Consider the following 26,117-nt stretch of genomic DNA (forward strand, 5'->3'; position numbering starts at 1 on the left):
CTAGACGGCGGTGGGGACTCGAGGCGACGACGCTTCGCGTTCCTCGCGAACTCCCAGCCGCCGGCGAATCGCCGCGGCATGCTGCTCCATCGTGACGATCTCGTAACTGGCAGCGAGCTGATCGATCGCCCGCTCGGCAATCGCCAGCTTCCGCGCCGCCGGCAGCCCCATCGCGGGGAAGAACGACAGCTCGCTCACATCGTCGCAGCCGAGGAAATCGAGCGGGTGGAGCAAGATCGACGGCTCGACGCGCATGATCCGGCAAAGCGTGAGCGCCAGCCGAAAGTAAAATGCCGCGAGCGCCGGCGAGTACTGCCCGAGGTAGAGCAGGTAGCTCACATGGATCGGCAGCTTGAAGATCGGCATCGTCGTCACCGGAATCTCGATCAGCGGCCGCGAGAACTCCCGCCAGACGTACGGTTTCAGTGAGCGGAACCCTTCAGAGAATTTGCCGAACAGTTGCTTGCGGTCGGCCATCTCCTCGCGCGAGAGGCTGCTGGTGAAGAAGTAGTAGAGTCGCGCGACGGGGCCGAGGAACGTCGGGAAGGTCGAGGCGTCGTAGTCGTAGCCGCGGCGGGCAAGTTCCGCGAGCACGTCGGGCGAGAAACTAAAACCGGGGCCGCGAAAACCAGTCGGCCGCGCGCCGGTCGCCGCGGCGATCGCCTCTTCGGCGGCGGCGAGTTCCTCGGCGATCTGCTCCGGCGAGTAAAGGTGGAGCCACGGCTCGTGGTGGAACGAGTGGTTCCCCACTTCATGCCCAGCGTCGGCGATCGATTGCAGCGCGGCGCGATTCTGCTGGAGCGCGGCGTCCTGCCCGACGACGAAGAAGGTGATCTTCAAGTTGCGGCGGGCGAGCAGTTCGAGCACGCGCGGCACGACAATATCGAGGTAGCTGGGAAACGCCTCCCACCCCGCGTCGCCATGGGTCTTCATGTAAGACCACTGGTTATCAAGATCGAGCGACAAGCTCGCGAGTGGTTTTTTCATGGTTGTCGGAGGGTGGAAGTTGAGCAGAAACATTGGCACCGACGTTCGCGGCGTCTGCAGCGGCAATCGACGGCAGCAGCACGTCATTGAGCGCCGTCTCGGCAAGCGTGACGACTTCGTTGACGTTGAGCGTGCCCTTGACGATGTGCGTCGAGTTCACCGCGAACACGCCCGGCATGGCCGTTTGCAGCGGCGGAAGTTTGGTGGAGTACTCAAGCGTCGGCAGCGCCATCACATGACGGGCCCGCGAGATGCGAAACGCCGCCACGTCGTCGCGGGTGAAGTCGGGGTACATCCGCTCTAGCCCCGCGAGGAACCGCTTTTCGATCTCGGCGTCGCTGAGCGTCCAAATTTCGTCATCCGCGGCCGCATACCGCGGCAGGTAGGCGAGCGAATGGCCGCCGAGTTCCGCCGGGTCGACGAGCGTCGTCATCTCGATCACCGCGGTGAACGGCAGGCCCTCGTCGGTGATGTTCGTCACGTAGTAACTGGCGAGCGGCCGCTTCAGCAGCACCGACGCGCAGACGATGCCGAGGTACTCGATCGCTTCGTGGCGCTGCTGTTCCTCAGCGCCAAGGTGCGGGCTAAGCTTCGCGATGATCGGCGACGGGGCCGTGAGGACGACGCGATCGAACTGCTGCTCGCCGGCGTTTGAATGAACCGTTACCGTACCATCTTTTCCCGCGGCGACGCGCGAGACCGCGGCATTCGTTTGTAGGGTCACGCCGGCCGCCGACAGAGACTCAGCAAACCGCCGCAAGATCGTCGCGTAGCCGCCGGAGACGTAGCCAAACATTTCCTTTTTGAGGCCGCTCTGGCGGGCGGCGTACATCCGCGCGATCGTCGCCCAGATGAACGACGCCGACGTGCAACGATAGCATTCGCCGAGCTTTGCCTTGAGCAGCGGCAACCAAATCTTGTTGAATGTCCGCTTGCCGGACCAACGCCGCAACCAATCGGCGACGTGGATACGTTCGAGCGCTTGCCAATCTTTACGGCGGGAGGCCATGAAGATGGTCGCCCCGAGCCGCAGCTTGTCGATCAGCCCGAGCGGCGGGAAGCGGAGGAACTCGACCGTGTTCGACATCGAGTACAGCTGCCCGTCGGTATAAAAACCGGTGCGGGTTTCGACCCACCGCATGTCGGCTTCGAGGTCGAGCTCTTTCAGCAGCCCCCGCAGCCGCAGATCGGAGAGGAGCGTCACGTGGTAGTGGCGATCCCACGTGACATCGCCGATCTGCCAAGCGCCGGCGAGGCCGCCAATTTCGGGGCCCGCTTCGAGGAGCGTCACCTGCTGGCCCGCTTGCCGCAAGCGATGCGCAAGCGTCAGCCCTAGCATGCCGCCGCCGACTACCGCCCAGCGCAAGCTCGATGATTCGCTAGACTCCGTCATGCGTTCACCGCTTCAGGTTGAGGAGCCAGTTCGCTCACCGTCCCGGCCGCGAGGCGATAGAGCGCTTCGCACTTCTGGCACGTCACGTCCGCGTCGCGCGGCGTCTCGCCGGATTGCCACCGGGCGATCGGATGCCCGCAACGGCAAACGGCGCCGACCGAGCGGGCCGGATTGCCGACGACCAAATGAAAATCGGGAACGCTGCGAGTGACGACGCTCCCCATGCCGACCATCGCGAACCGGCCGATCCGCAGGTTGCTGCCAATCGTGCAGCCGGCTCCGATCGTCGCCCCGGCGCCGACGAGCGTCTCGCGCGTCTCTTCGTCAGGATCGGAGGAGCGCAGCTGCGAGAGGTCGGGCGTCGTCGCCCGCGGGAAAACGTCGTTGGTGAAGATCGTCCCGGCGGAAATCATCACGCCGTCTTCGATCGTCACGCCGTAGCAAATGTAGACCATCGCGTTGATCTTCACCCGATGGCCGATGCGCACCTCATAGGCGATGTGGGTCTTCTCGCCCACGATGCACTCTTCGCCGAGGTGGGTATCGCGGCGGATGTGCACGTTGTCCCACACGCTCGTCCCGCGACCGAACGTCACGCCGGCCTCGATGATGGCGGTGGGGTGAATGCGAACTTCTTCGTTTGCTGCCATAGTCGGCTCGCTTCGGGACTGGCATTCCTTTCCAACTAGCCCCCGGCTCCGCCGGGGGGTTGCACTACGCAGGACAAACTTTTCCGGAGTGGACAACTACCCCCTGGCGGAGCCAGGGGCTGGGAAGGCGCTACGCCAGTTCAGCAGTCGGTTCCGTGATCGGCTCCCAAGCGCCGCGCGCCAGCGAGCGATACGCGGCTTCGATCACCTGCACCGACGCCAGCGCGTCCTCCGGCGTGACGACGAGCGATTCCTCGCCGCGGACGACGCCGGCGAAGTTTTCGATCTGGCCGCGGAACGCCGCGAACTTGTCGTAGCCGGCGCCGAAGATCGTCCACTCGGCGTCGCCGGCGCGGCGGAATTTCGATTCCCGCCAGCCGACGAGGATCGTCCCTTCGCTGCCGTAGACGGCGATGAAGTAGGGCAGCTCCTTGCTGACGCTCCACGACAGGTCGATGCTGCCGAGGACACCCTTGCGGCTGCGGATGAACATCTTCGCCGTGTCTTCAACCGGCAGCAGTTGGATGCGATTCCCTTCCATCGCCTGCACCTCGGCGAGTTCGCCGAGGCAGAAGCGGGCGACGTCGACCGAGTGGGTGCCGTTGTCGATCAGCACGCCGCCGCCGGCGATCTCGGGGTTCGAATTCCAGCGAGTGCTCATGTCGACGCGGCCGGTGAAGACGTTCTCGAACAGCACCACCTCGCCAATCGTGCCGTTGGCAATGAGTTCCTTCGCCTTTTGCACGTCGGCGACGTAGCGGAACTTCGACGCCATCGTGAAGTGCAGGCCGCGAGCCTCGGCGGCGGCGATCATCGCTTCCGCGTCAGCGCTCGAAATGGCGAGCGGCTTTTCGCACAGTACGTGAATGCCGCGTTCCAGCAGCGCACAGCAGATTTCGCGATGCGTCGACGGCGGCGTGCAGACGAGGACCGCGTCGAGTTCGACGGCGTCGGCCATCGACTCGGCGTCGGTGAACGCCTGACACTGGGCGGCATCGGCCATTTTCTCGGCCGCTTCGCGGCGCGAGTCGGCCACCGCGACCAATTTGGCCGCGGTGGTTTGCGTAAACGCCTGGGCGTACGCTTGCGCGATCGCGCCGGCGCCGACCAAGCCGAAACGGACTGGTTCTTGGGAGTTGCTCATGGATGTTAGCCCTTGAAGAGTTGAGTCGCGGCGTCGCGAATCGAGTCGATGACGTAAGAGACGTGCTGATCGGTGTACTTCTCGTTCAGCGGCAAGACCAGGACCGAAGCGAGCGCCTCGTACGTGCCCGGGAACTTGTCGCGGCTGTAGTCGACCGCTTCGGGCCGAGCCAGCGTGAACGGAAAGCGGCTGTTGCCAAACGTCCGCTGGTCGCGGATCACCTGGCATTCGAACGCCGGCTTCTGGATATACCGCGGCGCGCAAAGAATGTCGCGCTCGCGGAGCCCCTTCGCCAGACCGTCGATACCCCCTTCGAACTTGTCGCCTTCGATGCGGAGGCAGTACTTCCAATAGGTGTGCTTCGCATTCGAATCGACCGCCGGCGTGCTGATGCCGGGAAGATCCGACAAACCAGCGGTAAGCATCGACGCCATCCGCGTGCGACGCTCGACGAAGTCGCCGAGCTTTTGCAGCTGAGCGACCGCGACGGCGCCGGTCAGCTCATTCATGCGGTAGTTCATGGCCAGGAAGTAGTGATCCGGCTTCGCATCGCCGTAGCCCCACGCCTTGTTGATGAACAGGTACATGCGCCGGGCCAGGTCGGGATCGTTCGAGGTAACGATGCCGCCCTCGCCAGTGGTGATGTGCTTGCCTTGTTGCAGGCTGAAGCAGCCGATGTCGCCCCAAGCGCCGACTTTGACGCCGTCGAGCTCGGCCCCAAAGGCTTGGGCACAGTCTTCGATCACCGGAATGTTGCGGCTGCGAGCGAGTTCCATGATCTCGCCCATCCGCGCCGGGTTGCCGAAGAGGTGCGTGACCATGATCGCCTTCGTCTTCGGGCTGATCGCCTTCTCGATCGTTTCGGCGGTGAGGTTGTAGGTGAGCGGATCGACGTCGGCAAAGACGGGGATCGCCGATTGGTAGAGGATCGGCGTGAGTGCGCCCATGTCGGTAATCGCGGTGGTGATCACTTCGTCGCCCGGCTCGGGATCGATCGCGGCGAGCGCCGTGTGGAGCGCCGCGGTGCCGTGCGAGCAGGCGTACGCCGATTCGACGCCCATGTAGGCGGCGAACTCTTCCTCGAGCCGCTTGACGAACTTGCCCTTGGTGCTCGTAAGCGTGCCGCTTTCGATCGCTTCGGCCAGCGCGACCATTTCGTCGTCGCCGAGCTCGCGACCGGTCGCGTCTTGATCGGAGGGGAGTTGGATCTTTTCGAGAGGAGCTTTCAGGTCAGTGGCCACGAATCTGGTTCCTGGTGTCAAAAGAGGTGAATCAGAGATGCAAATGGAACAGGAAGCCGTCAGGCAAGCTGAACGGCTGGAGTTTCTTCAGTGGTGTGATTTGCGGATGTTTCGGCTGGTCGGAGTTGATGAAGCGTTTGCTCTGCATTCTCTGCAGCGTCCGTCGCGGCGTTCTCGACCGAACCTAAGCGGGCCGCGACGACCTTTCCAATCAGGCGGAGGTGGCCGAGCGACGCGCGGACGACCCGCATTTTCGAATGCCCGGCGACGCGCGACCGCAGCATGGCGGGATGCTCGACGACGACGCCGCCTTGCTGCAGCACTTGGCAGAGCAATTCGGCCACGCCGACGAAGCCAGGGTTTTCCAGCTGCAGGTCGACGACGGCCGAGCGGCGGTAGACGCGGAAGCAACTCGTGTAGCACGAAAGCTTGTGGCGGCAGGCTAGGCCGTATAGCTGCGAGGCCAGCCGCGAGAGCCGCAGCCGCCACAGCGGCACGTTCTCGACTCCGCCGGCCCGGTGGTATGGCGAGGCGGTGACGAGAGAGACTCCCTCCGCGAGCAGCGGCAGCAACTCGCCCATGAGGAGCGGATCGTATGAACCATCGCAATCCATCGAGACGACCACCTCGTGCGACGCCGCAGCGATGCCGGTGCCGATCGCGGCGCCGATGCCGCGATTGACGCCATGCTCGACGAGCCGGTAATTCGATCGGCCGACAATCGTAGCGTTTAACAGCGCGACTGTCTCGTCTCGGCTACCGTCGTCGACCAGGACGAATTCGAACGTATAGCGATCACCCAACTGCGCTTCGACGCCGGCGAGCGACGCCATGAGGCTCGCCACGCACTCGCGCTCGTTGAACATCGGCACGACGACGCTCACAGGCGTTGGCGTCGAACTCGCATGCTGGTTGGGTAGTGACTGCATTGCATCTAGAAACTTCGTGGGCGAGTGCGGTCGCCGGGGTTAACGGTTAGCCGTAAAGGACGCTGTTCTCGGGCGGTTCGAGCGACTCGCGATCGAACCGCCGCAGCCCGAGCTTCTGGGCGACGAGCAGCGTGACATACGCTGGATTGAGCAGCACGTAGCGCCGCCACAAACGACGCGGTTCTTGCACGAGGCGGAAGAGCCACTCGAGCCCCCACCGCTGCATGAGCGGCGGGGCCTGCGGCAACAAGCCGCTGTGAAAGTTGAATGCCGCGCCGACGGCGAGCGTCGGCATTGAGACCGCTTCGCGCGCCTCGAACGCAAACACCTCCTGCCGCGGACAGCCGAGACCGACGAACAAGATGCGGGCGCCGCTGTCGCGGACTTCGCTCATCAATTCGTCCCACTCGGCGGCGTCGAGCTTACGGAATTTTGACGAACGCATGCCGGCAATCTGTAGCGCCGGGTGGCGTTCTAGCAAACTCTGCGACAGCGTGTTGAGCAGCGTCTCGTCGCCGCCGAACAGAAAGATCGGCAGTTCTGCCTCGGCCGCGGCGCCGCAGACTTCGAGCATCAACCTCGGGCCATAGACTCGCTCGTTAAGCCCCGCGCGATGGAGCAGGTTGAGTCCCCACCGCACCGGTTGGCCGTCGGGACAGACGAGGTCGAGCTTGTTGAGGCGATAGCGATGTTCCGCGTCGAGGACGCCGGTCATCACGCCATGCACGGCGAGCGCCGACACCGCCAGCGGCCGCCGCTCGCGCGCCGCCGTGATGATCCGGTTCACCGCGCCGTCGTAATCGACGGCGTCGATCCCCACGCCAAGTAAGTTGTGCTTCCCGCGATCGATCATGCGACGGCCGCCTCCGTCCAACGTTCGACGTTGGCGTCGTAGATTTCCTGCAAGATCTCGGCGACGTCGTACTCCAACCGCCAGCCGGGGTAGTCGGCCTTGAACCGCTGCAGCCCGCTGATCCACCACTGGTGATCGCCGGCGCGGTTTTCTTCGGCGTAGGTCCACTGCGCTTCGCGGCCGGAGATTTGTTCGCAGAGGCCGATTGCTTCGAGCATCGAGCAGTTGCTCTCGCGGCCGCCGCCAATGTTGTAGACGGCGCCGCTGCGGGGGTTCGCGTGGAACGCTTCGAACGCCCGGATGAGGTCGAGGCTGTGGATGTTGTCTCGCACTTGCTTGCCGCCGTAGCCGAACACCGTGTAGGGCCGGCTGGTGACAATGCACTTCATCAGGTAGGCAAGGAAGCCGTGGAGCTGCGTGCCGGAATGGCTCGGACCGGTGAGGCAGCCGCCGCGGAAGCAGACCGTCTTCATGCCGAAGTAGCGGCCATACTCTTGCACGAGCATGTCGGCCGCGACTTTCGAAGCGCCGAAGAGGCTGTGCATCGACTGGTCGATCGAAAAATCTTCGCCGATGCCGTCGGCGTACTGGTGCGTCGGATCGATCTCCCAGCGGGTCGCCTGTTCGATGAGCGGCAAGCGATTCGGGGCGTCGCCGTAGACTTTGTTCGTCGAGGTGAAGATGAACGTCGCGTCGGGGCAGTTGTTTCGCACCGCTTCAAGCAGATTCAGCGTGCCGTTGGCGTTCACCGAGAAGTCGGTCTTCGGTTCGCGGGCGGCCCAATCGTGCGACGGCTGCGCGGCGGTGTGGATCACCAGCTCGATCGCGCTGCCATAGCGAGCGAAGAGGGCCTCAATCGCGTCATCGTCGCGGATGTCGAGCGACGCGTGCTCGTAGCGCTGGCCAAGGTCAGCTTGCAGCCGATCGCGGTTCCAGAGCGTCGAGGCTTCGTCGCCGAAGAAGCGGCGTCGCATGTCGTTGTCGACGCCGACGACTTCCATGCCTTTCTCAGCAAAATAACGGGCGGCTTCCGAGCCGATCAGGCCGGCCGAGCCGGTAACAATGGCGATGCTCATAGCGGTGTCTTCAGGTGCAATTCAAACGGTGCGGTGTCAGTGAGACTTACTTCGTACGGTTATCCAACGGCCATTGGATGTTTCAGCGGTTCGACGGCCTGGGCCTTCATTTCACTCAACTCAGTCGGTTGCGGGGCTCTGGCGGCGTGCGACGGCGCCCCGCAACGCGCACGAGCACTGGTCAGGGCGATTTCGTAGATTTCGAGCAAACGGCGGTAGTTGTGCGCGGGGGTAAACTGCTTTTCGTACGCCTGCCGCGCGCGGCCACGCATCGCTTGCTGTTCGTCGGCAGGCCGCATCGTGATTTCGGCAACCCGCTGAGCAAGGTCGGCCGCATCGCCTGGCTTGAACAACGAGCCAGCGACTCCTTCTTCAACGAGTTCAGCCATCGCTCCGAGCCGCGAGGCCACGACTGGCGTCCCGGTGGCGTAGGCCTCGGCGATCGTGCGGCCGAACGTTTCGTACCAGAGCGACGGCATCACTAGCAGGCTCGCGTCGCCGATGACGCGTTGGGCCTCGGCATTCGAGAGCTCGCCGCGAACGGTGATGCGAGCATCGCGGCTAGCGGCCGCTTCAACGGCGGCACGCAGCGGGCCGTCGCCGACAATCACCAGCGGAGGTAACTCTCGATTCGCTTGCCAAGCGGCGAGAACAGTTGAGACGCCCTTCTCCGGCGACAGCCGGCCGACGAACACGGCATACCCGCCGCTGCCTTCGCCAACGCCAGGGTCGGGCGACACCGAGTTGTACTTCACATGGACGCGATCGGCCGGCAGTCCGGCGTCGACGAACTTCTGCCGCGCGAAGTGCGTCAGCGTAAAGAACGCATCGACCCGATTACGCCAGACGCCAACCGTGCGGTGGTACACCTGCATCGCTGCCACGACGGTGCTTGCCGCGGCGCTATCGCGATAGCAGCGGTGCTGAATCGCCGGCAACGGAACGGCCTTACCGATGCATGCCTCGCACGGCTGGCCGTCGCGCATCAGGTACGAGTTTGCACAGAGCAGCCGATAGTTCCGCAGCGCTTGCACTACGGCGACGCCGGCGCGATGAGCGACGTCGCAGACCGAAGGCGAGATCAGCGGAAAGGTGTTCGTCGCGTGCAGCACGTCGGGCCGATGGCGCTCAATCAGTTCCGCAACCTCACGCCCCGCTTGCCGATTCCATAGCGTCGTCGTCGCGGCGGCGAGCTTGCCACGGCCAACGAGTTCCTCGTTGCGGCGGACATATTCGATCACTTCGTGGCCGTTGGCCTGCAGCAACTCGCGTTCTTCCTCGAACGAGCGATCTTCGCCGCCGCGTTGCGTGTAGTAACTGTGGCAGAGGAGGACTCTCATGCGGTCTCCTCCAACGCGGCTTCCGTGACGCCGATGCCGCCGAACGCATGCGGCCGTAATTCGCCCATGCCTTGCTCTTTCAACTGGCGCCGCGCCTCGACGAGGTACCACCACAGGCCGAGACAGGCCTTGAAGACCGCGCCCGCCAGCGTTGCATACGCCGCGCCGGTGATGCCCCACGAGTGGACGAACGCCACGCCAAGCGTGAGATTGATCACAATCCCCACGAGATGGGCGTAAAACACCTGCTCGGGCCGATGGAGCACGAACAACGCCCGCGCCGCCGGCAGCGACGCCCCGGCGAAGACTTGCGCCAGCGTGAGCACGATCAGGGCGTGCTGCGTCCCCTGGTAATCGGCGCCGTAGATCGCTGGCACAATCCACGCGCTCGTCGCCACGATGATCGCAAAGTAAACGGCCATCACGCCGCTCAGCCAGCCGGTCGCTTGCCACATGAGCCCATCGGCTCCGGCGGGGCCACGCTCCTTCAACTCGCGTGCAAACTGCGGCAGTAGAATGTTGCTGAGCGCCACATGCAGGGGCGTTGGCAGCGCGGCGACGATCGCACAGGCGCCAAACAGCCCCGCGGTCGCATCGTTTGCCACGATCGCCAGCAACCACGGGAACATCTGCGTCCGTACAATTTCGCCGATTTGCGTCGCAACGCTCCAGCTGCCAAGGCTCCAGTTCTGCCGAAAGGCAGCCGCGGCGGGTGCGTTGCGGAACTGGATCAGCCGCCGGTTCATCACGAACCAGAACCCGCCGACGATGGCGCTTGAGGCTCCCATCGCGGCGAAGCACGACGCCGCGTTCAGATTGCCGTTCCAGTGAAGGGCGGCCATCATCGCGAGTTGGAGCAAGCTCACGCTGCCGCTGATCGCGACCGCCGCCATGGGATTCAGTTCCGCGTAGACGACACGACGGGCGAACTCCCGCAGCAAAATAAAGGGCGCCGCCACGCCGAGCGCCGCCGACACCCACGCAAATTGCGACTTGCCAATCGCGAACATCGCCGCGGCGCCGACCGCAAACGCCCCCGTCGTGACGAAGCTCAGCAGCAACGTGTGCGTCAACACGCCGCCGAGATAACCGCGGCGCGCTTGCGCGTCGGTATGGTTCGCCGAATAGACGGTATAGGGCGCCGTGATCAGCGACTCCTGCACCGCGATCGCGATGAAAAGCAGCGGGAAGAAAATGCTAAACAGGCCCAACTCAGCCGGCCCGCCGCAACGCCCGAGCAGAATCGTTACCGCAAACGTCGTCGCTCCCAACAGCGCACGCTCGACGATCGCCGTGCCGGCGAGCGAAGCGGTTGCGAGATTGAAGCGAGGAAGTCTCATCAAGTCGGTAACAAGTTCTTTCAAAGCGGAAAGGCAAGTTGCTGACGCCAGCGGCTCGCCACGACGCGGCCAATGCGAGGCCGCGGGCTAGGTCACCTTCATCGGCCGGCGAACATTCCGCCGCAGCCGCATCCGGCCGCCGGTAATGCTCTCCAAACCAAACAACACGTAAGGCGCCAACCAGTACGCCGTCTTCGGCCGCGGCGCGTGGGTCCGCACGAACGCCCACCACTGCCGTGGCGGACGGTACCCCTTCGGGCCGAGCATCCGCCGCCAGCGTTGCCGCAGCGGCAGCTTGGCGTCGAACGACGAATTGGCGATCGGGTTCAACTTGCACTCGCCGAGATGCCCCGGCGCGAGCAGTACCGGAATGCCATGCTGGCGAGCGCGGATGCCGTAGTCGCCGTCGGCGAAGAAGTGGGTGTAGGCCATGTCGAGGGCGCCGATCCGCTCTTCGGCGACGCGCGGAATGAGCACGATGTTGCCGTTGATGCTGTCGCACATTTGCGGCTGGTCGGTCGGTTCCATGACGCGGACGTCGTACCAACCGCGACGCTCCATGCCGCCCGTGCAGGTCTTCCCTTCGTCGGGGTCGCACGTGGCGCCGACGGCGATCGTCGCCGGGTCGCCAGACGCGGCTTGCACCTCGATCAACTTGCGAATGGCGCCGGGACGCAGCTTCACGTCGTCGTTCAACCAGAGGTAGAACGCCGCGGGCCGCGCTGCTTCCCAGGCCATCATCGTGCCGCCGACCCAGTATTGGTTGCCGTCGCCTCGCAGCACCGTCACTGCCGGGAACTCGCTGCGCACCGCATCGCCAGTGCCGTCAGAGCTGCCGTCATCGGTGAGCACGACGCGCAACGCCACGCCGGGCGGCAACTCTTGCTGGTAGAGCGCTCGCAAGCAGCGGAGCGTCGTCTCGCGACGGTTGAAGCACGTGAGCAGCACGGCAACGTCTTGCGTTGCGACAGCGGCCATCGGCAAAGTGGAAATCTCTGACACGCTTCGAGCTCTTTTGCTAGTTGCTAAGTTGATCGCCGCGATGGGCGCTAATGATGGACGCAGGGTTCATCCCCAGCGGCCACGCATGGTGCGCTCCGTCGTTGCCGAATGAATGGCTCGATTGCAGGGCGCCGAGTGCACCGCTTACCACCGGCCGACGAATCGCGACCGCGGCCATCATCATCAGCACGAAGTAAGCGCCGATGCCGGCGCCGGGGAACTTCGATTCCGTCACTGCGTGGATCAGCGAGAACGCCAGTAAGCAGACGACCGCCAGTTCCGCCGCCCAGCCGGAGCGTTCAAACCGCCACGCCGCCACCGCCGCCGTCGCGACCACCCACGCGACGTACAGCACGGCGCCGATGACGCCGATGGCCAACATCAAGTCGAGATAGCCGTTGTGAGCGTGCGGAATATGCCACGCGAAAATCGCCGAGTACTTCAGCACGTTCCGCTCGCCCCAGAACCCGCCGTATCCATGGCCGACGACAGGTTCCTTGACCGCCGACTTCCAAAGTTCGTTCCATAGCGGCAACCGTCCGGTGAGCGAGCTCACATTTTCGCGTCGGCCCATCGAGGCAACGTCCATCGAGCGGTCGATATCCGACACCGAAATGAAGTTCGAGGCGATGCCCGCTAGGCAGAGGAGCGCGATACCCCCGCAGAGTACCAGCCAGCGGTGCAGTCCCTTCGCGCTCAGCACGGCGGCAATCGCCGCGGCCACAATCAGCGCGAGCAGCGTCGTCCGCGACTTCGTCAGCGCGAGGCCGACCAATCCGCCAGCGATGATCAGCCGGCGCAGCCAAACGTGATCTCGCTTCAGCCACGTCGCCCCGGCTGCGGCAAGCGCGAGTAGCGCACATTGCACGGCTTGATCGTTCGGATGGCACGTGCCGCAAAAGCGGTAATCGCTTCGCCATGGCCGGAACATGCCGAGGGCAAGCTCCGCCAGCAAGCCGACGCCCACTAGCCCGCCGAGCGCGAGCATGGTGATTGCGAGCAGGTCGTCGAAATCGAACCGCGTCGCCGCGCCGTAGGCGCCAATGAGCATCAACGCCAGGATCGCAAGCTTGCGAACGGTTTGAGCCGAATCGACTGACCACGCGAGGCTCAAGACGCACCAGCCGACGTACGCTGCACAGAAGAGCATCAGTGGGTGGCGCCAGTTGATCCCCGCCGATGACGAAGTCGCCCAGCACGCGAGCCCCATCCCGCCGAGCAGGAAGAAGCCGACCGCGGAACTGGTCGTCGTCCCGCGCTGTTGCGCCGCGAAGCGGTTCTCGACGCGATTCGCATCGAGCGTGCTCTCTTGGAAGAGCGTCCGGCTTTGCGTCAACGAGTGGCCGACGACCCAAAACGACAGCACGATCGTCGCCGCCGCCGCTAAGCGGGCGTTCCACGCGGCAGGCCGCGTCGACGATGGGTAGTGCCAGTCTGGTGTCATCAACTGCCTATCGGCCTGCGAGCCTTAGGTCTCTGTGGGGGAAAATGTTACGGACTAACGAGGGTTGGCGGGAACGTACTCGTGCCGTTCGGTGCGAACCCCGTTGACCTGAGCCGCCGGCGATTCGCCCTGCTGCCGCTGCACCTTGTCGGTCCGGAGCTTCTCGCAGCCCAACACCAGCGCGGTCGTTCCGGTGGCGGCGAACATCAGCGACAGCGCCCCGACCATCAGCTTCGACGGGCTGACCGGCTTCTCCGACAGCGTCGGCGCCTGGGCCTGGTTGACGTTCGAAATCGACTGGGCGTCGAGCGCTTCATCCATCCGCGTCTGCTCCAGCGCTTCGGCGTAGAGGAAGAAGTTGGTCTTCGCGAGCGTGCGATCGCGCTCCAGCTGATCGAGTTCGACCTCGAACTCGTTCAGTTGCTTGAGATCGCCGACGGCTTGCTCGCGCTGAGAATTGAGCTCGGTCATCTCAGCCTCGAGGCCAGCGAGTTGGCTCTCCGCTTGGGCCAGATCGAGCGTCAGCGTGCGATGGTTCTCGTTGAGGCTGTCGACCGTCTCTTCGCGTTCGGCGACCTCGCCCTTGAGCATCTCTTCCGCCTCTTTCATCTGAGCGCGGGCCGACGTGACGAGCGGGTGATCGGCGCTGTATTTCGATTCCAGGTCGAGCAGCTTCACCTGCACCGTATAGAGTTGCGACCGCAGAGCGTCGGTGCCGGTGTTCGGCATCTTACGGGTCGACGTGTGAAGCCGCTCGGGCATCGAGTCGGTATGCGCTTGGAGTGACTTGATGCGAGCTTCAGCCGCCGCGATCTGCTGAATCGCCGAGTTCCGCCGCAATTCGATCGTGCTCAAATGCTGTTCGAGCGTCGAACGTCGGGCGTCGATCGACGCGACCCCCATCTTATTCTTGGCGTCGCGGAGCTTCTCTTCCGATTGCTTGAGCGAGGTTTCCAGGGACGCCCGTTGTTCTTCAAAGAAGGGCTTCGAGCCGCTCGTGCGGTGGAGCCGCACATGCTCGGTGCGGAAGGCATCGACCACCGACGTCATCACCTGCTGGGCCAGTTGAGGCGTTTCGGCGTCGTAGGTGAGCACGATCACCGTCGAGTCGAACTCGGCTTCAACTTCCAGATTCCGCATGATCTGGATGATCGCTTCCTCCCGCGGCGAGATCGGGTCGATGCTCTTGATAGCGCCGATCACATAGTGCAACGGGGCCATCACGGTGTCGGCCACCTGGTTCGGCTCGCTTTTGCCGTCGCCGCCGCCGCCGCCCCAGCCGAGAACCACTTCAGGCGTCAGCTGGTCGACCGCCTTTTCGACGATCGCCCGGCTCTTCATCACTTCGATCGCCGTGGCGATTTCGTTGTCGCGGCCACTTTGCTGCAGGGCGATCGTCTTGCCGGTCGTCGCCGTCGGATCGAGCCGCACGCTTTCGCGCCCCACTTGCAGGAAGAGCCTCGCTTCCGAACGGTAGGTCCGCGGCGCGTAGAGCAGCACGAGCGTGGCCAACGCTAAAATCGAGGCGACACAGAAAATCGCTTTCTTCTTGTGGCGATAGAACGTGCGGAGCAGTTCCATCGGGCCAAAGAAGTTGGTCGCGGTGCGGTCGGAAGAGTGGTTCATCATGAAAAGGTCTCGACTAACTGAAGTTCACGAACAAGCGGTTCGGGAATGGCCGCCTCGGTTGCCGTCGCAGCGGTTCGCCGCTGGGCCTGGGTGTAAATTTCTTGAGTCACGTTCCACTGGCGTTCCCACGTAAACTCGCGGGCCCGCTCGATGGCGTGGGCACTAAGTTCGGCGAGCAGTTGGCGATCGTTCGCCAACCGCGCAATCGCCCAGCGGAAGCCTTCGATCGCCGTCGTCGGCGAATCGGCGACGACCGGAATCGCACAGTTGCCGGTCATCACGTCGGCGGCGCCTTGGTGATCGAGCCCGACAATCACGGCGCCGGCCGCGAGCGCTTCGAGCAATCCCGTGCCCGAGGTATCGCGGAGGCTCGTGAAGGCGAAGACGTCGGCCCACTGGTAGTGGGGAAGCTGGCCGTCGTAGTCGGGCCAGCCAATCCATTGGATGTTCGCCGCGACGCCGAGTTGCTCCGCCAGCTGCCGCCAACGCGCCTCGCAAGGACCCTGCCCCATGATGCGGACTTCGTAGCGGACATCGGCGGGAAGCGCCGCCAAACCTTTCAGCAGCAGCGACAATCCCTTCCAAGCCTGCAGTCGGCCCGACCACAGAATGCGTAACGGCTGAGCGCCGTCGGCGCTGCGCGGCTGGGCGCCCGCTATCGGTTCCACGCCGGTTTCCAACTGCACGATCGGTTTTACTTGGAGCGCCCGCGCCAAGTCTGCGGCAACCGCTTGATTTGCGGCCAGCAAGCACTTGGCATGTTGAGCGGCCCGCCGCACCCGGCGATCAAAGCGAATTTGAATGGCGTCGACCGCCGCGCGAATCCGCTCACGAAGGGCGTCGAGCGTCGAGAGTTCGCCGAGGAACGCACTAGGCAGCGGTTGCGTACCGCCCACCGGACCCCAAACGAACGGTGCATCGAGCCGCCACATTTCGCTTGGTTCGCGGTATCCGCAGAAGCTCACATGGTGAACCAAGGCGAAGCGTTGCTCGCGGTGGAGGCCTTGCGCGCGCCGCAGAGCGCGACGATGCCACATCCGGTAGCCGATATAGTACATCCCCGGCGTCCGCATCAACCGCCGTTCAAGCCAGTTAAGCGGTAGGAGTTCCAATCGCACGCCACGCGACGAGGCGGAAGCTTCCGACTTGCGGCCATCCCAATCCATCGGCGCCCTGGCGCACAACATGGTGACGTCGTACTCGAGCGCAGCCTGCTCGGCCCGCTGCCACGAGAGGCGAGATTCCATCGAATACAGGCGGTCGTAGTGGTAGGCCGTGATCAACAGCCTCCGCCGCGGCGCCAATTCTGGAGTCGAAGGAGTCATACGCATGAGTGAAGAGGAGAGAGCAATTCGTTACCGCATGCCGCGATGAAACAACAGCGCGGGGAGCGTCGTGACAATCAACTTGACGTCCTGCCACACGCTCCGATTGCGGGCGTACTGAAGATCCATCCGGACCCACTCGTCGAAGCTCACGGCGCCGCGACCCGAGACTTGCCAAGTGCAGGTCATGCCAGGGTTCACCGACAACCGGCGGCGATGCCATGTCTCACAGGCCTGCGATTCAGCCACGGGGAGCGGCCGCGGCCCGACGAGCGACATCTCGCCGCGGAGGACGTTCCAGAATTGCGGCAGTTCGTCGATGCTGGTCCACCGCAGCAGCCGGCCAAGCCGTGTGGTGCGGGGATCCTTGCGCATCTTGAACGCCGGGCCATCTTGCTGGCTTAGCTCAAGAAGTTGCTCCTTGAGATCGTCGGCGCCCTGGTGCATCGTGCGCAGCTTCCACATCTGGAAGGACTGTCCGCCAAGGCCTTCGCGCTTCTGCACGAAGAAGGCGGGGCCCGGCGAGGTCGCTTTGATCGCTGCCGCCGCGGTGAGGATCACCGGGCTGGCCAGCGTCAGCCCGACGATGGCGCCGAGGACGTCGATCGCCCGCTTCCACGGGGGCGTGCTCTTCGCGAAGAAGAATTCGCTGTCGGTCGGCTCGACTGCTTCGCCTTCGCTGGCGAGCTCGGTCGCCGCTTCGCTGGCTTCTTCCTCCAGTTCGGAGTCATCATCGCCAAGCTTGCGGTGGGGCGGGTAGACGAGGACGTCGCACTCGGGCCGCGTGGGGCCGGGCGGGTAGACTTCGCTGAGGTCGGTGGCGACTTTCCAGGCGCCTTCGCTCGGCGTATCGGGCAATAGGACCGCGATGCGGCCGTCGCTCAGTTCGCCCGGCGTATCCGTGAGGCGAAGCCGCCCCTCGAGCAAGCGGGCCATGAACGTCACGTCGGTCGTCGCCGCATGCCCGCGCGGCAGGCGAATAAGCAGCAACGACAAGACCGAACCATTCCGGTCGACGCGCATCCGCTCGCAATCCGCGGCGAAGCGGAACTCTTCGTCATTAAGTAGGAAGCTCGGCGCGGGCGCGCTTCGCCGAGCAAGCACGCGGGCATGGAGCCGGCGCACAGCGGTGTCCTGTGGCATCTTGGTGTCGACTATCCTGCTGCGGTGCTAATTCAAAGTTGCAGAATCATCCTGACAGTCGGACGCCACGCGACGTGAGCGCGCGGAACCAAACTGAACGGCTCCTCCCTCGACCCTGGAGGAGACGCTGCCATCCTGACGGCGGCCTCGACGATCGCCTGCGGCGCTAACAAGCAGAGCGCAGACTTTCCTCGAAATCGCCTATTACTAACCAAAAAAGCGATGCATTATCGCGAGGTTCATGACGCGACTACGAACCAAGCGTTCATCGATGGGGCGGGCGTGCGCGTGCGGGCGGGTATCCATGCTCAATGTGACGTGTGCGGCGTCGGCGACTCACTCTGCTCCGGACGCGCATCGCTCCGGAACCTCGCCACGTGCTGCCGCGGGGGCAACACGCACGGTGTCGATTATAATGAGGGAAGTTAACGAGTCGAACGAAAAGCGGGGACTTTTCCCGCATCCAGGGCCTGCGGGGAGCCGCGATGGGCCGTTACGATCGGACCTGGGCTTTATCTCCGCTCCTTCCGCCAGCCGCAATCTCCCATGCTGAAACGAGTTGCAAACATCGCCGATGCACCAGAGCAGCCCCCGGCAGACGGCGTGGGGGCGGCCGGGGGGACTTACGTTTTCGACAGCTTGGGCCGGCTGGTGGCGGCCGATCCCACGGCGGCGTCGTGGGCGGCCACGGTTTGCCCAGACGGCCCGCGAGGAGTCGCTTCGCTGCGGGACTTGGTGGGAGAGCCGCGGGCAGAGCTGATTTTGGAGGAGTTGCTCTCCCAACAGTCGGCCAATCGGATCGTAGCAACGCTCGCCGGTAAGGTGGACGAAGAGCCGCCCTTTGAGGTCGAACTCCGCCGCTTGGAAGGCGCCGATGGGCCGCTGCTGCTAGCGATCGTCCGTCCTTCGGCAACCGGCGAACTCGGGCGTTGCGATCCGCTCACGGGGCTTGCTGATCGCGACGCGGTCGAACCTTGGATCGCCGCGCGACGGCGCGGCGGCAATGGCGCGGTCGCGCCGTTTGCGGTGCTGTTCCTCGATCTCGACGAGTTCAAGCAAGTGAACGACCAGCATGGCCATGCGGTAGGCGACGAGGTGCTCAGCACGCTCGCCGAGCGTTGGTCCGCTGCGATCCGCGAAGGCGACCTGCTCACGCGATACGGCGGCGATGAGTTCGTCCTGCTGCTCAGCGGCATTCGCACCCGTGGCGAAGCGGCGCCGATCGTCGAGCGGTTACGCAAGGCGACGCTCGCGCCGATCGAGGTCGGAGGCGTTGCGGTGCAACTCTCGGTCACCATCGGCGCGGCCCTGAGTGAACGCGATGGGAACGAACCGGCAGGGCTGATCGCCGCCGCCGATGCCGATATGTACGCGCAGAAGGCAGAAGCGCCGCAGCATCCTCGGCCGAAATAGGGTAAGTTAAGCGGCGATCGCTCCCCTGCCCTGCTGCACCTATCTCTACCGTCACTCCGCCACTGCCCGCCATGGATGCCGCGCCTTTGGTTGAACTCGCCGACGTCGGGAAGACGTTTTCCAACGGCGCCGTCGCGCTCGCGGGAGCTAGTCTCTCGATCCGTCGAGGTGAGTTCGTCAGCCTGCTCGGCCCATCTGGTTGCGGCAAGAGCACAGCGCTGCGGTTGATTGCCGACCTCACTGCCCCGACGACCGGCCGCGTGACCCGCGCGTGGGACGCCGCGCCGCAGCTGACCGCCGGGCGCGATTGCCGCGTCAGTTGGGCGCATCCCGTCGGTTGCGTCTTCCAAGAGCCGACGCTGCTACCGTGGAGTTCAGTCTGGAACAACATTTATTTACCTCTGCGGTTGCGCGGCGTTGGCCGGGCGGCGGCGAAGTCGCGGGTGGAGGAAGCGATCAAGCTCGTTGGGCTCCAAGGGTTCGAACAGGCGTATCCTCGCGAACTGTCGGGGGGCATGAAGATGCGGGCCTCGGTCGCGCGAGCGCTTGTCACCGAGCCGCAGCTCCTCTTGCTCGACGAACCGTTTGCCGCGCTCGACGAGATCACTCGCTTTCGCCTCAACGACGACCTTCACCACCTCTGGCGGCAACGGCGGTGGGGCGCCTTGTTCATTACCCATAGCGTGTTTGAATCGGTTTACCTCTCGAATCGCGTGCTGGTGATGTCGTCGCGGCCGGGCCGCATCGTCGAAGAGATCGTCGTCGACCTGCCGGAAGAACGATCGGCCGAGCTGCGCACGAGCGTGCGCTACAACGAGCTCTGCCGGCAGGCATCGCAGGCGCTCGAGCGAGCGATGGTCGGCGGCGCGAGCGCGGGGAGGTCGGCATGAGCGATCGGCTCGCGTTTCGCATCGGCGCGCCGGTGCTGCTGGGCGTCTTGTTGCTTGGCGCTTGGGAGGCATGGGTGCGGTATGCGCAAGTGCCGGCGTACCTGCTGCCGGCGCCGAGCGCCGTGGCCTCAACGATTGCCGCCGAGTGGTCGCAGCTCGCGCCGGCGTGGTGGGTGACGCTGAAGACGATGCTCGTCGCGCTCGCCGCGGCGGTCGTGCTCGGCGTCACGGCGGCCGCGCTGTTTGCTTCGTCGCGTCTCATCGAAACGAGCCTCTACCCCTACGCGGTGATCTTGCAAGTGACGCCGCTCGTCGCGGTGGCGCCGTTCATCGTCATTTGGGTCGGTTGGGAGCGGATCTGGTTGACGCAACTGGTGTGCGCGTGGATCGTCGCGTTCTTTCCGATCTTGGCGAATACGACCGTCGGCTTGCGAAGCGCCGACAGCGGCTTGCGCGATTTGTTCGCGCTCTACGGCGCGTCTCCTTGGCAACGGTTGCGGTTGTTGCTCGCGCCGTCGGCTCTCCCTTACTTCCTGGCGGGCCTCAAAGTTTCGGCGAACCTCGCCCTGGTCGGCGCCGTGGTGGCGGAGTTCGTCATCGGATCGCAAGTCGAGAATCCGGGGTTGGCGTCGACGATCTTTACGAGTCAACTCAATACCAACACGCCGCTGATGTTCGCGGCCCTCGCGCTCATTTCGCTCACGGGAATTGTCACCTTCTTTGCGATGGAGTGGGTGAGTTGGTTGCTGCTGCGGCGGTGGCATGCGAGTGCGGTGGGGGGTGGGTGATCGGGGAGCGGTGATCCGTGATCGGTGGGTAAGAGAAAACAGCTGGAGTCATTTACATGCGGCGTGCATTTCTCTTTATCTTTCTGCTGAACGTCGCAGCTTGCTCTCATGCTGCCGACAAAGTGACGCTTGCCACCAATTGGCTGGCGCAGCCGGAGCTGGGCGGGTTCTACCAAGCGCTCGCCGACGGCACGTACGCCCGGCATGGACTCGAGGTGACAATCAAGCCGGGCGGGCCGTTGATCAATAACCGGCCGCTGCTCGCATTCGGGAAAGTCGACTTTCTCATTGGGACGAATCTCATTCAGCCGTTCGACGCGCTGAAGCAGCAGATTCCGACGCGGGTGGTCGCGGCGTTCTTTCAGAAAGATCCGCAGTGCATGCTCGCGCACGCCGACGGGCCGTGGAAGACGTGGGACGATCTGAAGCAAGCGCCGCTGCTGATGGGCAACTCGGGCCGGCAGACGTTTTTCTTGTGGATGCACGACGCCTATGGATTTCCGCGGGCGAACTTGCGGCCCTACAACCACAGCCTCGCGCCATTTTTGAACGACAAGCAGATGGCGATGCAAGGGTTTGCGACCGCCGAGCCTGAAAGAATTCGGCTGGCCGGCGGTAAGGAGCCGCGGGTCTTCTTGCTGGCCGACCATGGTTGGAACAGCTACTCGACGGTGCTCGAAACGCGCGACGATCTCATCGCGAAGAACCCCGACCTCGTCCAGCGATTCGTCGACGCTTCGATCGTCGGCTGGAACACCTATCTCGACGCCGAAGATACCGACGCGGCGGACGCGCTCATTAAGAAGGACAACCCGTCGATGAGCGACGACCTCATCAAGTTCTCGCGACGGAAGATGGGCGAGCTGGAGCTGCTGCGCGGCGGCGACGCCCGCAAGCAAGGGATTGGGGCGATCGACGCGGAGCGAGTGAAATCGTTTTACGCCAAGATGGTGGCGGCGGGGATGTATGAGAAAACGACAATCGATCCGGCGCGGGCCGTGACGACGGAGTTTGTGAATAAAGGGGTCGGCGTCGAGTGAGTCGTGTCGCATCTGTCGTCTGTGTCGCTTTTGCTGTTTTAGGCGACATCTAAAGTCTTTGATTTGCGGTTGCGTCGCGGTCGTGTGGAGTAAGTTGCTGCTGGGTTGATGGTTGCGATGCACGGCGGCGGTGCAAGTTCATGTCGCTTGATGTCGCATCGGGTCGTGTGATGTCGTGTCGCATGTGTCGTGTTGTCGTGTTTTAGGCGACACTAAGCCGGTCCGCGGCAATGCCGAATGACAATCCAAGCCACCGGCTCCGCCGGTGGACGCAGCTAGGACAGGGCCAACTCGCACTTCGTCCACCGGCGGAGCCGGTGGCTTTGATGAACTCGCGACGCCTCCAGCTTTCTAACGGTCGCGTTGGAACTCTGAGCGTCGTTCATTATCCTCGCGTCCATCCGATTTGTGGAGCTGGCCGAATCTGCCAGCTTGACATGCTGTCTGGCGCGAGGCGTGAAACAAGGACGTGACATTGGACGACTCGCTCAAACGGATCGCGATCGTCGGCACGAGTTGCGCCGGGAAGTCGACGCTCGCGCGGGAACTGAGCGAGCGGACCGGCGCGCCGCACGTCAATCTCGACGAGTTGTTCTGGGGCCCGAACTGGACGGCGCGGCCCGCGGAAGAGTTTGCCGACAGCGTCGACCGAGCGACTTCTGGCGAGCGGTGGATCGTCGACGGCAACTACGCCGCGACGCGAGCGCTCGTATTGCAGCGAGCGACGGCGGCGATCTGGCTCGACCTGCCGCTGCGCACGCTCTGGTCTCGGGCCGTCCGCCGCACCTTCTGGCGGCTTGTCACTCGCGAACAACTCTTCAACGGCAACCGCGAACCGCTGCTAGGGTTCCTGCACTCGTACTGGATCCCGTGGTGGGTACTGCGGACGTATCGCGAACGGCGACGGGAGTACGCGGCGCTATTCTCAACTCCGGAATACGCGCATTTGCGCGTGATCGTCATTCGCTCGATGCGGGAGTTGAGGGAGTTTATTCCCTAAACACAGAGTCCGCCGACCGAAAACGACTCGTACTGATCGCTGTCGTCAACAACCCTCAAACAAACGCCCGAATCAAACTTGGCAGTGAACGATTTTTCAGAATCAATTGTTACAACTTCAATCGTGTCGCCGAGGAGATCAAAGAATCGAAAATCAGCCGATCGCTGCCCACGATCCCAAACGTCGACGATTCTATTGGTCGCGTCCATGAGTTCGCACCTCCCTTCAACGCAAATACCAAGATTGGTTGCGGGATGGGTTGCGAAGTAAATCTGATATTCTCCAACGCCGACCTGCGTAACGACTTGTCCGCAGAGCTGCTGAAGGTGAATTAAATCGCTGGTGGACAATCCATGCATCGAGCGTGTATTCCGGACTGGGACAACTGTAATCTCATGGCCGACCCACTCTGCATGATATCCACATGCAATGAACCGGGTAGCCCCAATTGCCGCCTGAGCGAAAACTGGGATATCCGCCCTGCCTTCACTCACTCAACGTCACGGCCATCGGCGCCGCTGACCTTGAAATCGAACCACAGATCGGGCGGATCCTCGCAATATCGACCGCGAATCACCTCATCGCTAACTTGCTGGATTTCAATGCCGTCGACGGCGAGCGTACGACGCCACATGACTTCGCCATTGACGTCAAGCTGCAGCAAATCTTCGTACGTCGAGATCACTGCGCTGCGTCCATTAGGCGCAAGAACGCATTCGATGCCAAGCGAGTCGCAGCAATGCCACTGCTCCGGCATCTCTCCTCGCAGTAGGTAGACGGCGCCCTTAACAATCACGATCGCGGCAGATGCGGCGGGCCATTCGACGATCTGCGACGCATATCCCCACCCCGTTTGCAGATTCGCAATCCAATCGGGGCGTGTGAGTTCAGTCACCTTCACAACAACTCCTTCGGACGATGGCGTAGGATGCTCGATGAAGCAGTGGATCGCAGCGGGGCCAGAACTCGGCAATCCGGGCAGGAGTTCCACTTTCATAGAACCTCAAGACTAGATGGTGGAGAAGGTTGTTACTTCGTTCGTGGCGCCAACCGGACCGCGTGGCGGTCCGGCTAAGAGGCGGCGTCGTAGATGACTGGCATCTTCGTTTTCCACTCGTGCCAGAGCGCTGCGTTCGTTAGCAAGTCGGCCATGCAGCGGGCAACGTTGGGGCGGCTCGTCTTACCGGCGTTGAAGATCGCGCTGCGGGTGGGTGAGGCGTGAAGCTCGTATGCCGCGCTCTCGGCGTCGTTGTGGAGCGTGTCGGGGCGGACGACGACCCATTCGAGCGCGGCGTCGCCGGAAGGGAACATGAGGCGGAGGTAGTTGGCCGCGAGTTCGTTGTCAGCGTGGGGCGGGAGAAAGAGTCGCAGTAGCGTGATTACGACGCGCTGCGGCAGCGAGACTTGCTCGCCGACGTCGCGGTTCGAGACGCCGGCGGTGTTCATCAGAACGATGCGCACGGGAGTCGATTGAGGTTGCGCTTGAATCGCGCGGCAGACGCGGCGGAGCGAGTCGGCGACCAAGCGGCGCGGCGGGCCGAAGATGCCGTGGAGCGACATATGGTGGCCGAGGCAGGAGACGATCGCCGTGGCGCCGGCGACGAGGGTTTCGAATTCGTACTCGCTGAGCTTGAGGAGGTCGCAGCGCGTGACGCTGAGCCGCTCGCGATGGGCGAGCGCGTCGGGGAGTTTTGAACCGGGGCGAACGACGGCGCGGACGGATTCGCCGCGGTCGAGGAGTTCGGCGACGACGAGTCGGCCGGTGGCGCCTGTGGCTCCGAGGACGATGATCATGTGGGGAGTTGGGCGCTCAGAATAATAGACTGTGAGGTCCCCTCCAATTGAAGTGGGTTAGGGAGGGGTGAGTGCAGCGGGTACCAGGGTTCGCCCCCCTCCCCCAGCCCTCCCCTCCAGGGGTAGGGAGCCAGAAAATTCTTTTTCAGGAGGAGCTATTCACTTAGCCTTATTCCAGCCGTTCTCGCGGGGTGATGCCGATCGGTGTGGTGGCCGACCCCCTGGCGGAGCCAGGGGCTAGGGGAGCGCACCGACGCACGACGCGTTACTCCGTTGGCGGGGCCGGGAGTCGGAGGACCGTGGGGTTCGCGTCGAGGGCGGCGCTGTACTCGGTGAGGAGTTGCAGCGTTGTTTGGAACTCGGGCCGGCTGGTGAGTTCCTTGAACTCGTTCGAAGCGTTCACGCGGTTGAAGCGGGCATAGACCGAGGCGAGGGCGTTGCGGTCGATCGCGGTGGCTGGTTCGACTTCGGCGGGGAGCGCGAGGAACTTCTGCCACTCGGGCGAGAGAACCGCGTGGAGCTGTGCGCCTTCGGAGTAGAGCGCACTTTGGATCGCTTCGAGTCGCGTCGGCGTAACGAGCGAGGTTTGCACGACGCCGGTTGGCGGAGTGGTCGGCACTGCTACGCCCGGGGCGACCGAAACTGTGCCGGGCGGAGGGGTCGGCGGGCCGCCGGCCACTGCGGCGGGCGGAGCGCCGACGGCCGTCGCGCCGCCGGTGAGTTCGTTAAGGTACGCGCGGAGATCGTACGCCGTCTGCGGAACGATTAGCGGCATTTGCGTGCTCGGCGCGCCGTAGAAGGCGGTATTGGCCGTTTGGTTGAGTTCAAGCACGGTGCCGTCGAGCGAGACGCCGACGAACAAGCCGCGGCTGCGTGAGTAAGAAAGAATCTCGGCGCGGAGCTGCGCGTCGGTGGCGGCGGAAGCGTTGCGGCCAACCGGACCGGCGGCGGCCGCGGCGTCGGCGCCGATGGTGAACTTGCCGCGCATCAGGTTCTCGACGCTGGTGCGGGTGCGGAAGACGAGGACGACGTCGGTTCCTTGGATGCCGGCTTGCCAACCGATGCTGCCGCCGGTGAGCGTGATGAACTGCGGCAGGCTCCACTCGCCGTCGGCGTCGCGAATCAGGACGACGCCGTGGCCGCGACGGACGCCGGCGATGAAGCCGACCTTGATGACGCGCGGGATGATTGCGATCGCTTGAGCTTCGGCGAGCATCTTTTGCGGGATGCGACGGACGGGGATGGCGAGTTGCTCGGCGAGCACTTGCTCGGCATCGCGGATCGTGACGTTCGGATCGTTGGCGACCGCGAACCGGACGGGGGCGAAGGAGGCGAGCGAGGCTGATGCAAGCGCGATCAGGATGAGCAGGCGGGGCATGTTGGGTTGAACTCCGTTTCTGAGGGACGTCCGTTGTCGTTTAGTAGTGGGCAGTGGGCGGTCGGCAGTGGGCGGTGCCGTCATCCTGAGAGGAGCGAAGGATCTGGCGGCTCGATTTCCTCGCTCCGCTCGGAATGACGGTTCTGGCGGGCGCTGCTCCCGCAACTGCTCACTGCCGACCGCCACTAACGACTGACAGCTGACGACGGACCACTGACTAGCGGCAAATTTAGCCTAGTTGGGTGGTTTGGGATGCGCGAGATTGGCGGTTTTTAGAGCGTTTTCCGGCCGAATCTTAATTTCTTGTCACCGCCGAAC

General features: G+C 63.9%; 24 protein-coding genes. 5 read left to right on the top strand and 19 right to left on the bottom strand.

The window, feature by feature from the left end; genetic code table 11:
* The 15 genes from ACQY7R_RS03325 to ACQY7R_RS03395 form a co-directional block, all read right to left on the bottom strand.
* Nucleotides 1-987 carry a polysaccharide deacetylase family protein gene (locus ACQY7R_RS03325; protein WP_428304180.1) on the bottom strand — a complete coding sequence of 329 codons (987 nt, stop codon included), beginning with the start codon at nt 985-987 and terminating at the stop codon, nt 1-3.
* Nucleotides 950-2,380, bottom strand: a complete 1,431-nt coding sequence (locus ACQY7R_RS03330) for an NAD(P)/FAD-dependent oxidoreductase (RefSeq protein ID WP_428304181.1) — start codon at nt 2,378-2,380, stop codon at nt 950-952. The genes ACQY7R_RS03325 and ACQY7R_RS03330 overlap by 38 nt, the downstream gene beginning before the upstream one ends.
* Nucleotides 2,377-3,030, bottom strand: coding sequence for an acyltransferase (locus ACQY7R_RS03335; protein WP_428304182.1), 654 nt, complete (start codon nt 3,028-3,030; stop codon nt 2,377-2,379). The genes ACQY7R_RS03330 and ACQY7R_RS03335 overlap by 4 nt, the downstream gene beginning before the upstream one ends.
* Before the next feature lie 130 nt (nt 3,031-3,160).
* The gene (locus ACQY7R_RS03340) at nt 3,161-4,174 is read right to left on the bottom strand and encodes a Gfo/Idh/MocA family protein (protein WP_428304183.1); all 1,014 of its coding nucleotides are present in this window, start codon (nt 4,172-4,174) and stop codon (nt 3,161-3,163) included.
* Nucleotides 4,175-4,179: 5 nt separating this feature from the next.
* The gene (locus ACQY7R_RS03345) at nt 4,180-5,415 is read right to left on the bottom strand and encodes a DegT/DnrJ/EryC1/StrS family aminotransferase (RefSeq protein ID WP_428304184.1); all 1,236 of its coding nucleotides are present in this window, start codon (nt 5,413-5,415) and stop codon (nt 4,180-4,182) included.
* A gap of 59 nt (nt 5,416-5,474) precedes the next feature.
* The gene (locus ACQY7R_RS03350) at nt 5,475-6,344 is read right to left on the bottom strand and encodes a glycosyltransferase family 2 protein (protein ID WP_428304185.1); all 870 of its coding nucleotides are present in this window, start codon (nt 6,342-6,344) and stop codon (nt 5,475-5,477) included.
* Nucleotides 6,345-6,390: 46 nt separating this feature from the next.
* Entirely contained in the window at nt 6,391-7,197 is an 807-nt protein-coding gene (locus ACQY7R_RS03355) for a WecB/TagA/CpsF family glycosyltransferase (RefSeq protein WP_428304186.1), read from the bottom strand.
* A complete protein-coding gene (locus tag ACQY7R_RS03360) occupies nt 7,194-8,273 on the bottom strand; it encodes an NAD-dependent epimerase/dehydratase family protein (protein ID WP_428304187.1) in 1,080 nt (359 codons plus the stop codon). The genes ACQY7R_RS03355 and ACQY7R_RS03360 overlap by 4 nt, the downstream gene beginning before the upstream one ends.
* A gap of 59 nt (nt 8,274-8,332) precedes the next feature.
* The gene (locus ACQY7R_RS03365; protein WP_428304188.1) at nt 8,333-9,613 is read right to left on the bottom strand and encodes a glycosyltransferase; all 1,281 of its coding nucleotides are present in this window, start codon (nt 9,611-9,613) and stop codon (nt 8,333-8,335) included.
* Nucleotides 9,610-10,953, bottom strand: coding sequence for a lipopolysaccharide biosynthesis protein (locus ACQY7R_RS03370; RefSeq protein WP_428304189.1), 1,344 nt, complete (start codon nt 10,951-10,953; stop codon nt 9,610-9,612). Before ACQY7R_RS03370 ends, ACQY7R_RS03365 begins: the two co-directional genes overlap by 4 nt.
* An 87-nt stretch (nt 10,954-11,040) precedes the next feature.
* A complete protein-coding gene (locus ACQY7R_RS03375) occupies nt 11,041-11,931 on the bottom strand; it encodes a glycosyltransferase family 2 protein (protein ID WP_428304190.1) in 891 nt (296 codons plus the stop codon).
* 40 nt (nt 11,932-11,971) lie between these two features.
* Nucleotides 11,972-13,399, bottom strand: a complete 1,428-nt coding sequence (locus ACQY7R_RS03380; RefSeq protein WP_428304191.1) for an O-antigen ligase family protein — start codon at nt 13,397-13,399, stop codon at nt 11,972-11,974.
* Between the two features lie 54 nt (nt 13,400-13,453).
* Nucleotides 13,454-15,028: a GumC family protein gene (locus ACQY7R_RS03385; RefSeq protein WP_428304192.1), complete on the bottom strand. Its 1,575-nt coding sequence runs from the start codon at nt 15,026-15,028 to the stop codon at nt 13,454-13,456.
* Nucleotides 15,025-16,359: a glycosyltransferase family 4 protein gene (locus tag ACQY7R_RS03390; RefSeq protein WP_428304193.1), complete on the bottom strand. Its 1,335-nt coding sequence runs from the start codon at nt 16,357-16,359 to the stop codon at nt 15,025-15,027. Before ACQY7R_RS03390 ends, ACQY7R_RS03385 begins: the two co-directional genes overlap by 4 nt.
* 24 nt (nt 16,360-16,383) lie before the next feature.
* Nucleotides 16,384-17,496: a sugar transferase gene (locus tag ACQY7R_RS03395; RefSeq protein WP_428304194.1), complete on the bottom strand. Its 1,113-nt coding sequence runs from the start codon at nt 17,494-17,496 to the stop codon at nt 16,384-16,386.
* A 546-nt stretch (nt 17,497-18,042) separates the two neighbouring features.
* Here ACQY7R_RS03395 and ACQY7R_RS03400 point away from each other — a divergent pair.
* From ACQY7R_RS03400 to ACQY7R_RS03420, 5 genes are all read left to right on the top strand, one after another.
* A complete protein-coding gene (locus ACQY7R_RS03400; RefSeq protein ID WP_428304195.1) occupies nt 18,043-18,909 on the top strand; it encodes a GGDEF domain-containing protein in 867 nt (288 codons plus the stop codon).
* A 71-nt stretch (nt 18,910-18,980) separates the two neighbouring features.
* Nucleotides 18,981-19,799, top strand: a complete 819-nt coding sequence (locus ACQY7R_RS03405; protein WP_428304196.1) for an ABC transporter ATP-binding protein — start codon at nt 18,981-18,983, stop codon at nt 19,797-19,799.
* Nucleotides 19,796-20,587 carry an ABC transporter permease gene (locus ACQY7R_RS03410; RefSeq protein WP_428304197.1) on the top strand — a complete coding sequence of 264 codons (792 nt, stop codon included), beginning with the start codon at nt 19,796-19,798 and terminating at the stop codon, nt 20,585-20,587. The genes ACQY7R_RS03405 and ACQY7R_RS03410 overlap by 4 nt, the downstream gene beginning before the upstream one ends.
* A 56-nt stretch (nt 20,588-20,643) precedes the next feature.
* Nucleotides 20,644-21,627 (top strand): ABC transporter substrate-binding protein, encoded by a 984-nt coding sequence (locus ACQY7R_RS03415; RefSeq protein WP_428304198.1) that lies wholly within the window; start codon nt 20,644-20,646, stop codon nt 21,625-21,627.
* A 469-nt stretch (nt 21,628-22,096) separates the two neighbouring features.
* The gene (locus ACQY7R_RS03420; RefSeq protein ID WP_428304199.1) at nt 22,097-22,627 is read left to right on the top strand and encodes an AAA family ATPase; all 531 of its coding nucleotides are present in this window, start codon (nt 22,097-22,099) and stop codon (nt 22,625-22,627) included.
* Here ACQY7R_RS03420 and ACQY7R_RS03425 read toward each other — a convergent pair.
* The 4 genes from ACQY7R_RS03425 to ACQY7R_RS03440 form a co-directional block, all read right to left on the bottom strand.
* On the bottom strand, nt 22,624-22,986 hold the full coding sequence (locus ACQY7R_RS03425; RefSeq protein WP_428304200.1) for a hypothetical protein: 363 nt from the start codon (nt 22,984-22,986) through the stop codon (nt 22,624-22,626). The genes ACQY7R_RS03420 and ACQY7R_RS03425 overlap by 4 nt on opposite strands.
* 131 nt (nt 22,987-23,117) lie before the next feature.
* A complete protein-coding gene (locus ACQY7R_RS03430) occupies nt 23,118-23,624 on the bottom strand; it encodes a hypothetical protein (protein ID WP_428304201.1) in 507 nt (168 codons plus the stop codon).
* A gap of 74 nt (nt 23,625-23,698) precedes the next feature.
* Nucleotides 23,699-24,421: an NAD(P)-dependent oxidoreductase gene (locus ACQY7R_RS03435; RefSeq protein ID WP_428304202.1), complete on the bottom strand. Its 723-nt coding sequence runs from the start codon at nt 24,419-24,421 to the stop codon at nt 23,699-23,701.
* A 265-nt stretch (nt 24,422-24,686) separates the two neighbouring features.
* Entirely contained in the window at nt 24,687-25,799 is a 1,113-nt protein-coding gene (locus tag ACQY7R_RS03440; RefSeq protein ID WP_428304203.1) for a lipid-binding SYLF domain-containing protein, read from the bottom strand.
* Nucleotides 25,800-26,117: the final 318 nt, after the last annotated feature.

The sequence above is a fragment of the Lacipirellula sp. genome, from assembly GCF_965279485.1.
GTDB lineage: Bacteria > Planctomycetota > Planctomycetia > Pirellulales > Lacipirellulaceae > Lacipirellula.

Bases quoted from the DNA above. Each gene is read 5' to 3' on its own strand.
- ACQY7R_RS03325 (WP_428304180.1), bottom strand. From the start codon at position 987: ATGAAAAAACCACTCGCGAGCTTGTCGCTCGATCTTGATAACCAGTGG.
- ACQY7R_RS03330 (WP_428304181.1), bottom strand. From the start codon at position 2,380: ATGACGGAGTCTAGCGAATCATCGAGCTTGCGCTGGGCGGTAGTCGGC.
- ACQY7R_RS03335 (WP_428304182.1), bottom strand. From the start codon at position 3,030: ATGGCAGCAAACGAAGAAGTTCGCATTCACCCCACCGCCATCATCGAG.
- ACQY7R_RS03340 (WP_428304183.1), bottom strand. From the start codon at position 4,174: ATGAGCAACTCCCAAGAACCAGTCCGTTTCGGCTTGGTCGGCGCCGGC.
- ACQY7R_RS03350 (WP_428304185.1), bottom strand. From the start codon at position 6,344: ATGCAGTCACTACCCAACCAGCATGCGAGTTCGACGCCAACGCCTGTG.
- ACQY7R_RS03355 (WP_428304186.1), bottom strand. From the start codon at position 7,197: ATGATCGATCGCGGGAAGCACAACTTACTTGGCGTGGGGATCGACGCC.
- ACQY7R_RS03360 (WP_428304187.1), bottom strand. From the start codon at position 8,273: ATGAGCATCGCCATTGTTACCGGCTCGGCCGGCCTGATCGGCTCGGAA.
- ACQY7R_RS03365 (WP_428304188.1), bottom strand. From the start codon at position 9,613: ATGAGAGTCCTCCTCTGCCACAGTTACTACACGCAACGCGGCGGCGAA.
- ACQY7R_RS03370 (WP_428304189.1), bottom strand. From the start codon at position 10,953: ATGAGACTTCCTCGCTTCAATCTCGCAACCGCTTCGCTCGCCGGCACG.
- ACQY7R_RS03375 (WP_428304190.1), bottom strand. From the start codon at position 11,931: ATGGCCGCTGTCGCAACGCAAGACGTTGCCGTGCTGCTCACGTGCTTC.
- ACQY7R_RS03380 (WP_428304191.1), bottom strand. From the start codon at position 13,399: ATGACACCAGACTGGCACTACCCATCGTCGACGCGGCCTGCCGCGTGG.
- ACQY7R_RS03385 (WP_428304192.1), bottom strand. From the start codon at position 15,028: ATGATGAACCACTCTTCCGACCGCACCGCGACCAACTTCTTTGGCCCG.
- ACQY7R_RS03390 (WP_428304193.1), bottom strand. From the start codon at position 16,359: ATGCGTATGACTCCTTCGACTCCAGAATTGGCGCCGCGGCGGAGGCTG.
- ACQY7R_RS03395 (WP_428304194.1), bottom strand. From the start codon at position 17,496: ATGCCACAGGACACCGCTGTGCGCCGGCTCCATGCCCGCGTGCTTGCT.
- ACQY7R_RS03400 (WP_428304195.1), top strand. From the start codon at position 18,043: ATGCTGAAACGAGTTGCAAACATCGCCGATGCACCAGAGCAGCCCCCG.
- ACQY7R_RS03405 (WP_428304196.1), top strand. From the start codon at position 18,981: ATGGATGCCGCGCCTTTGGTTGAACTCGCCGACGTCGGGAAGACGTTT.
- ACQY7R_RS03410 (WP_428304197.1), top strand. From the start codon at position 19,796: ATGAGCGATCGGCTCGCGTTTCGCATCGGCGCGCCGGTGCTGCTGGGC.
- ACQY7R_RS03415 (WP_428304198.1), top strand. From the start codon at position 20,644: ATGCGGCGTGCATTTCTCTTTATCTTTCTGCTGAACGTCGCAGCTTGC.
- ACQY7R_RS03425 (WP_428304200.1), bottom strand. From the start codon at position 22,986: ATGCATGGATTGTCCACCAGCGATTTAATTCACCTTCAGCAGCTCTGC.
- ACQY7R_RS03430 (WP_428304201.1), bottom strand. From the start codon at position 23,624: ATGAAAGTGGAACTCCTGCCCGGATTGCCGAGTTCTGGCCCCGCTGCG.
- ACQY7R_RS03435 (WP_428304202.1), bottom strand. From the start codon at position 24,421: ATGATCATCGTCCTCGGAGCCACAGGCGCCACCGGCCGACTCGTCGTC.
- ACQY7R_RS03440 (WP_428304203.1), bottom strand. From the start codon at position 25,799: ATGCCCCGCCTGCTCATCCTGATCGCGCTTGCATCAGCCTCGCTCGCC.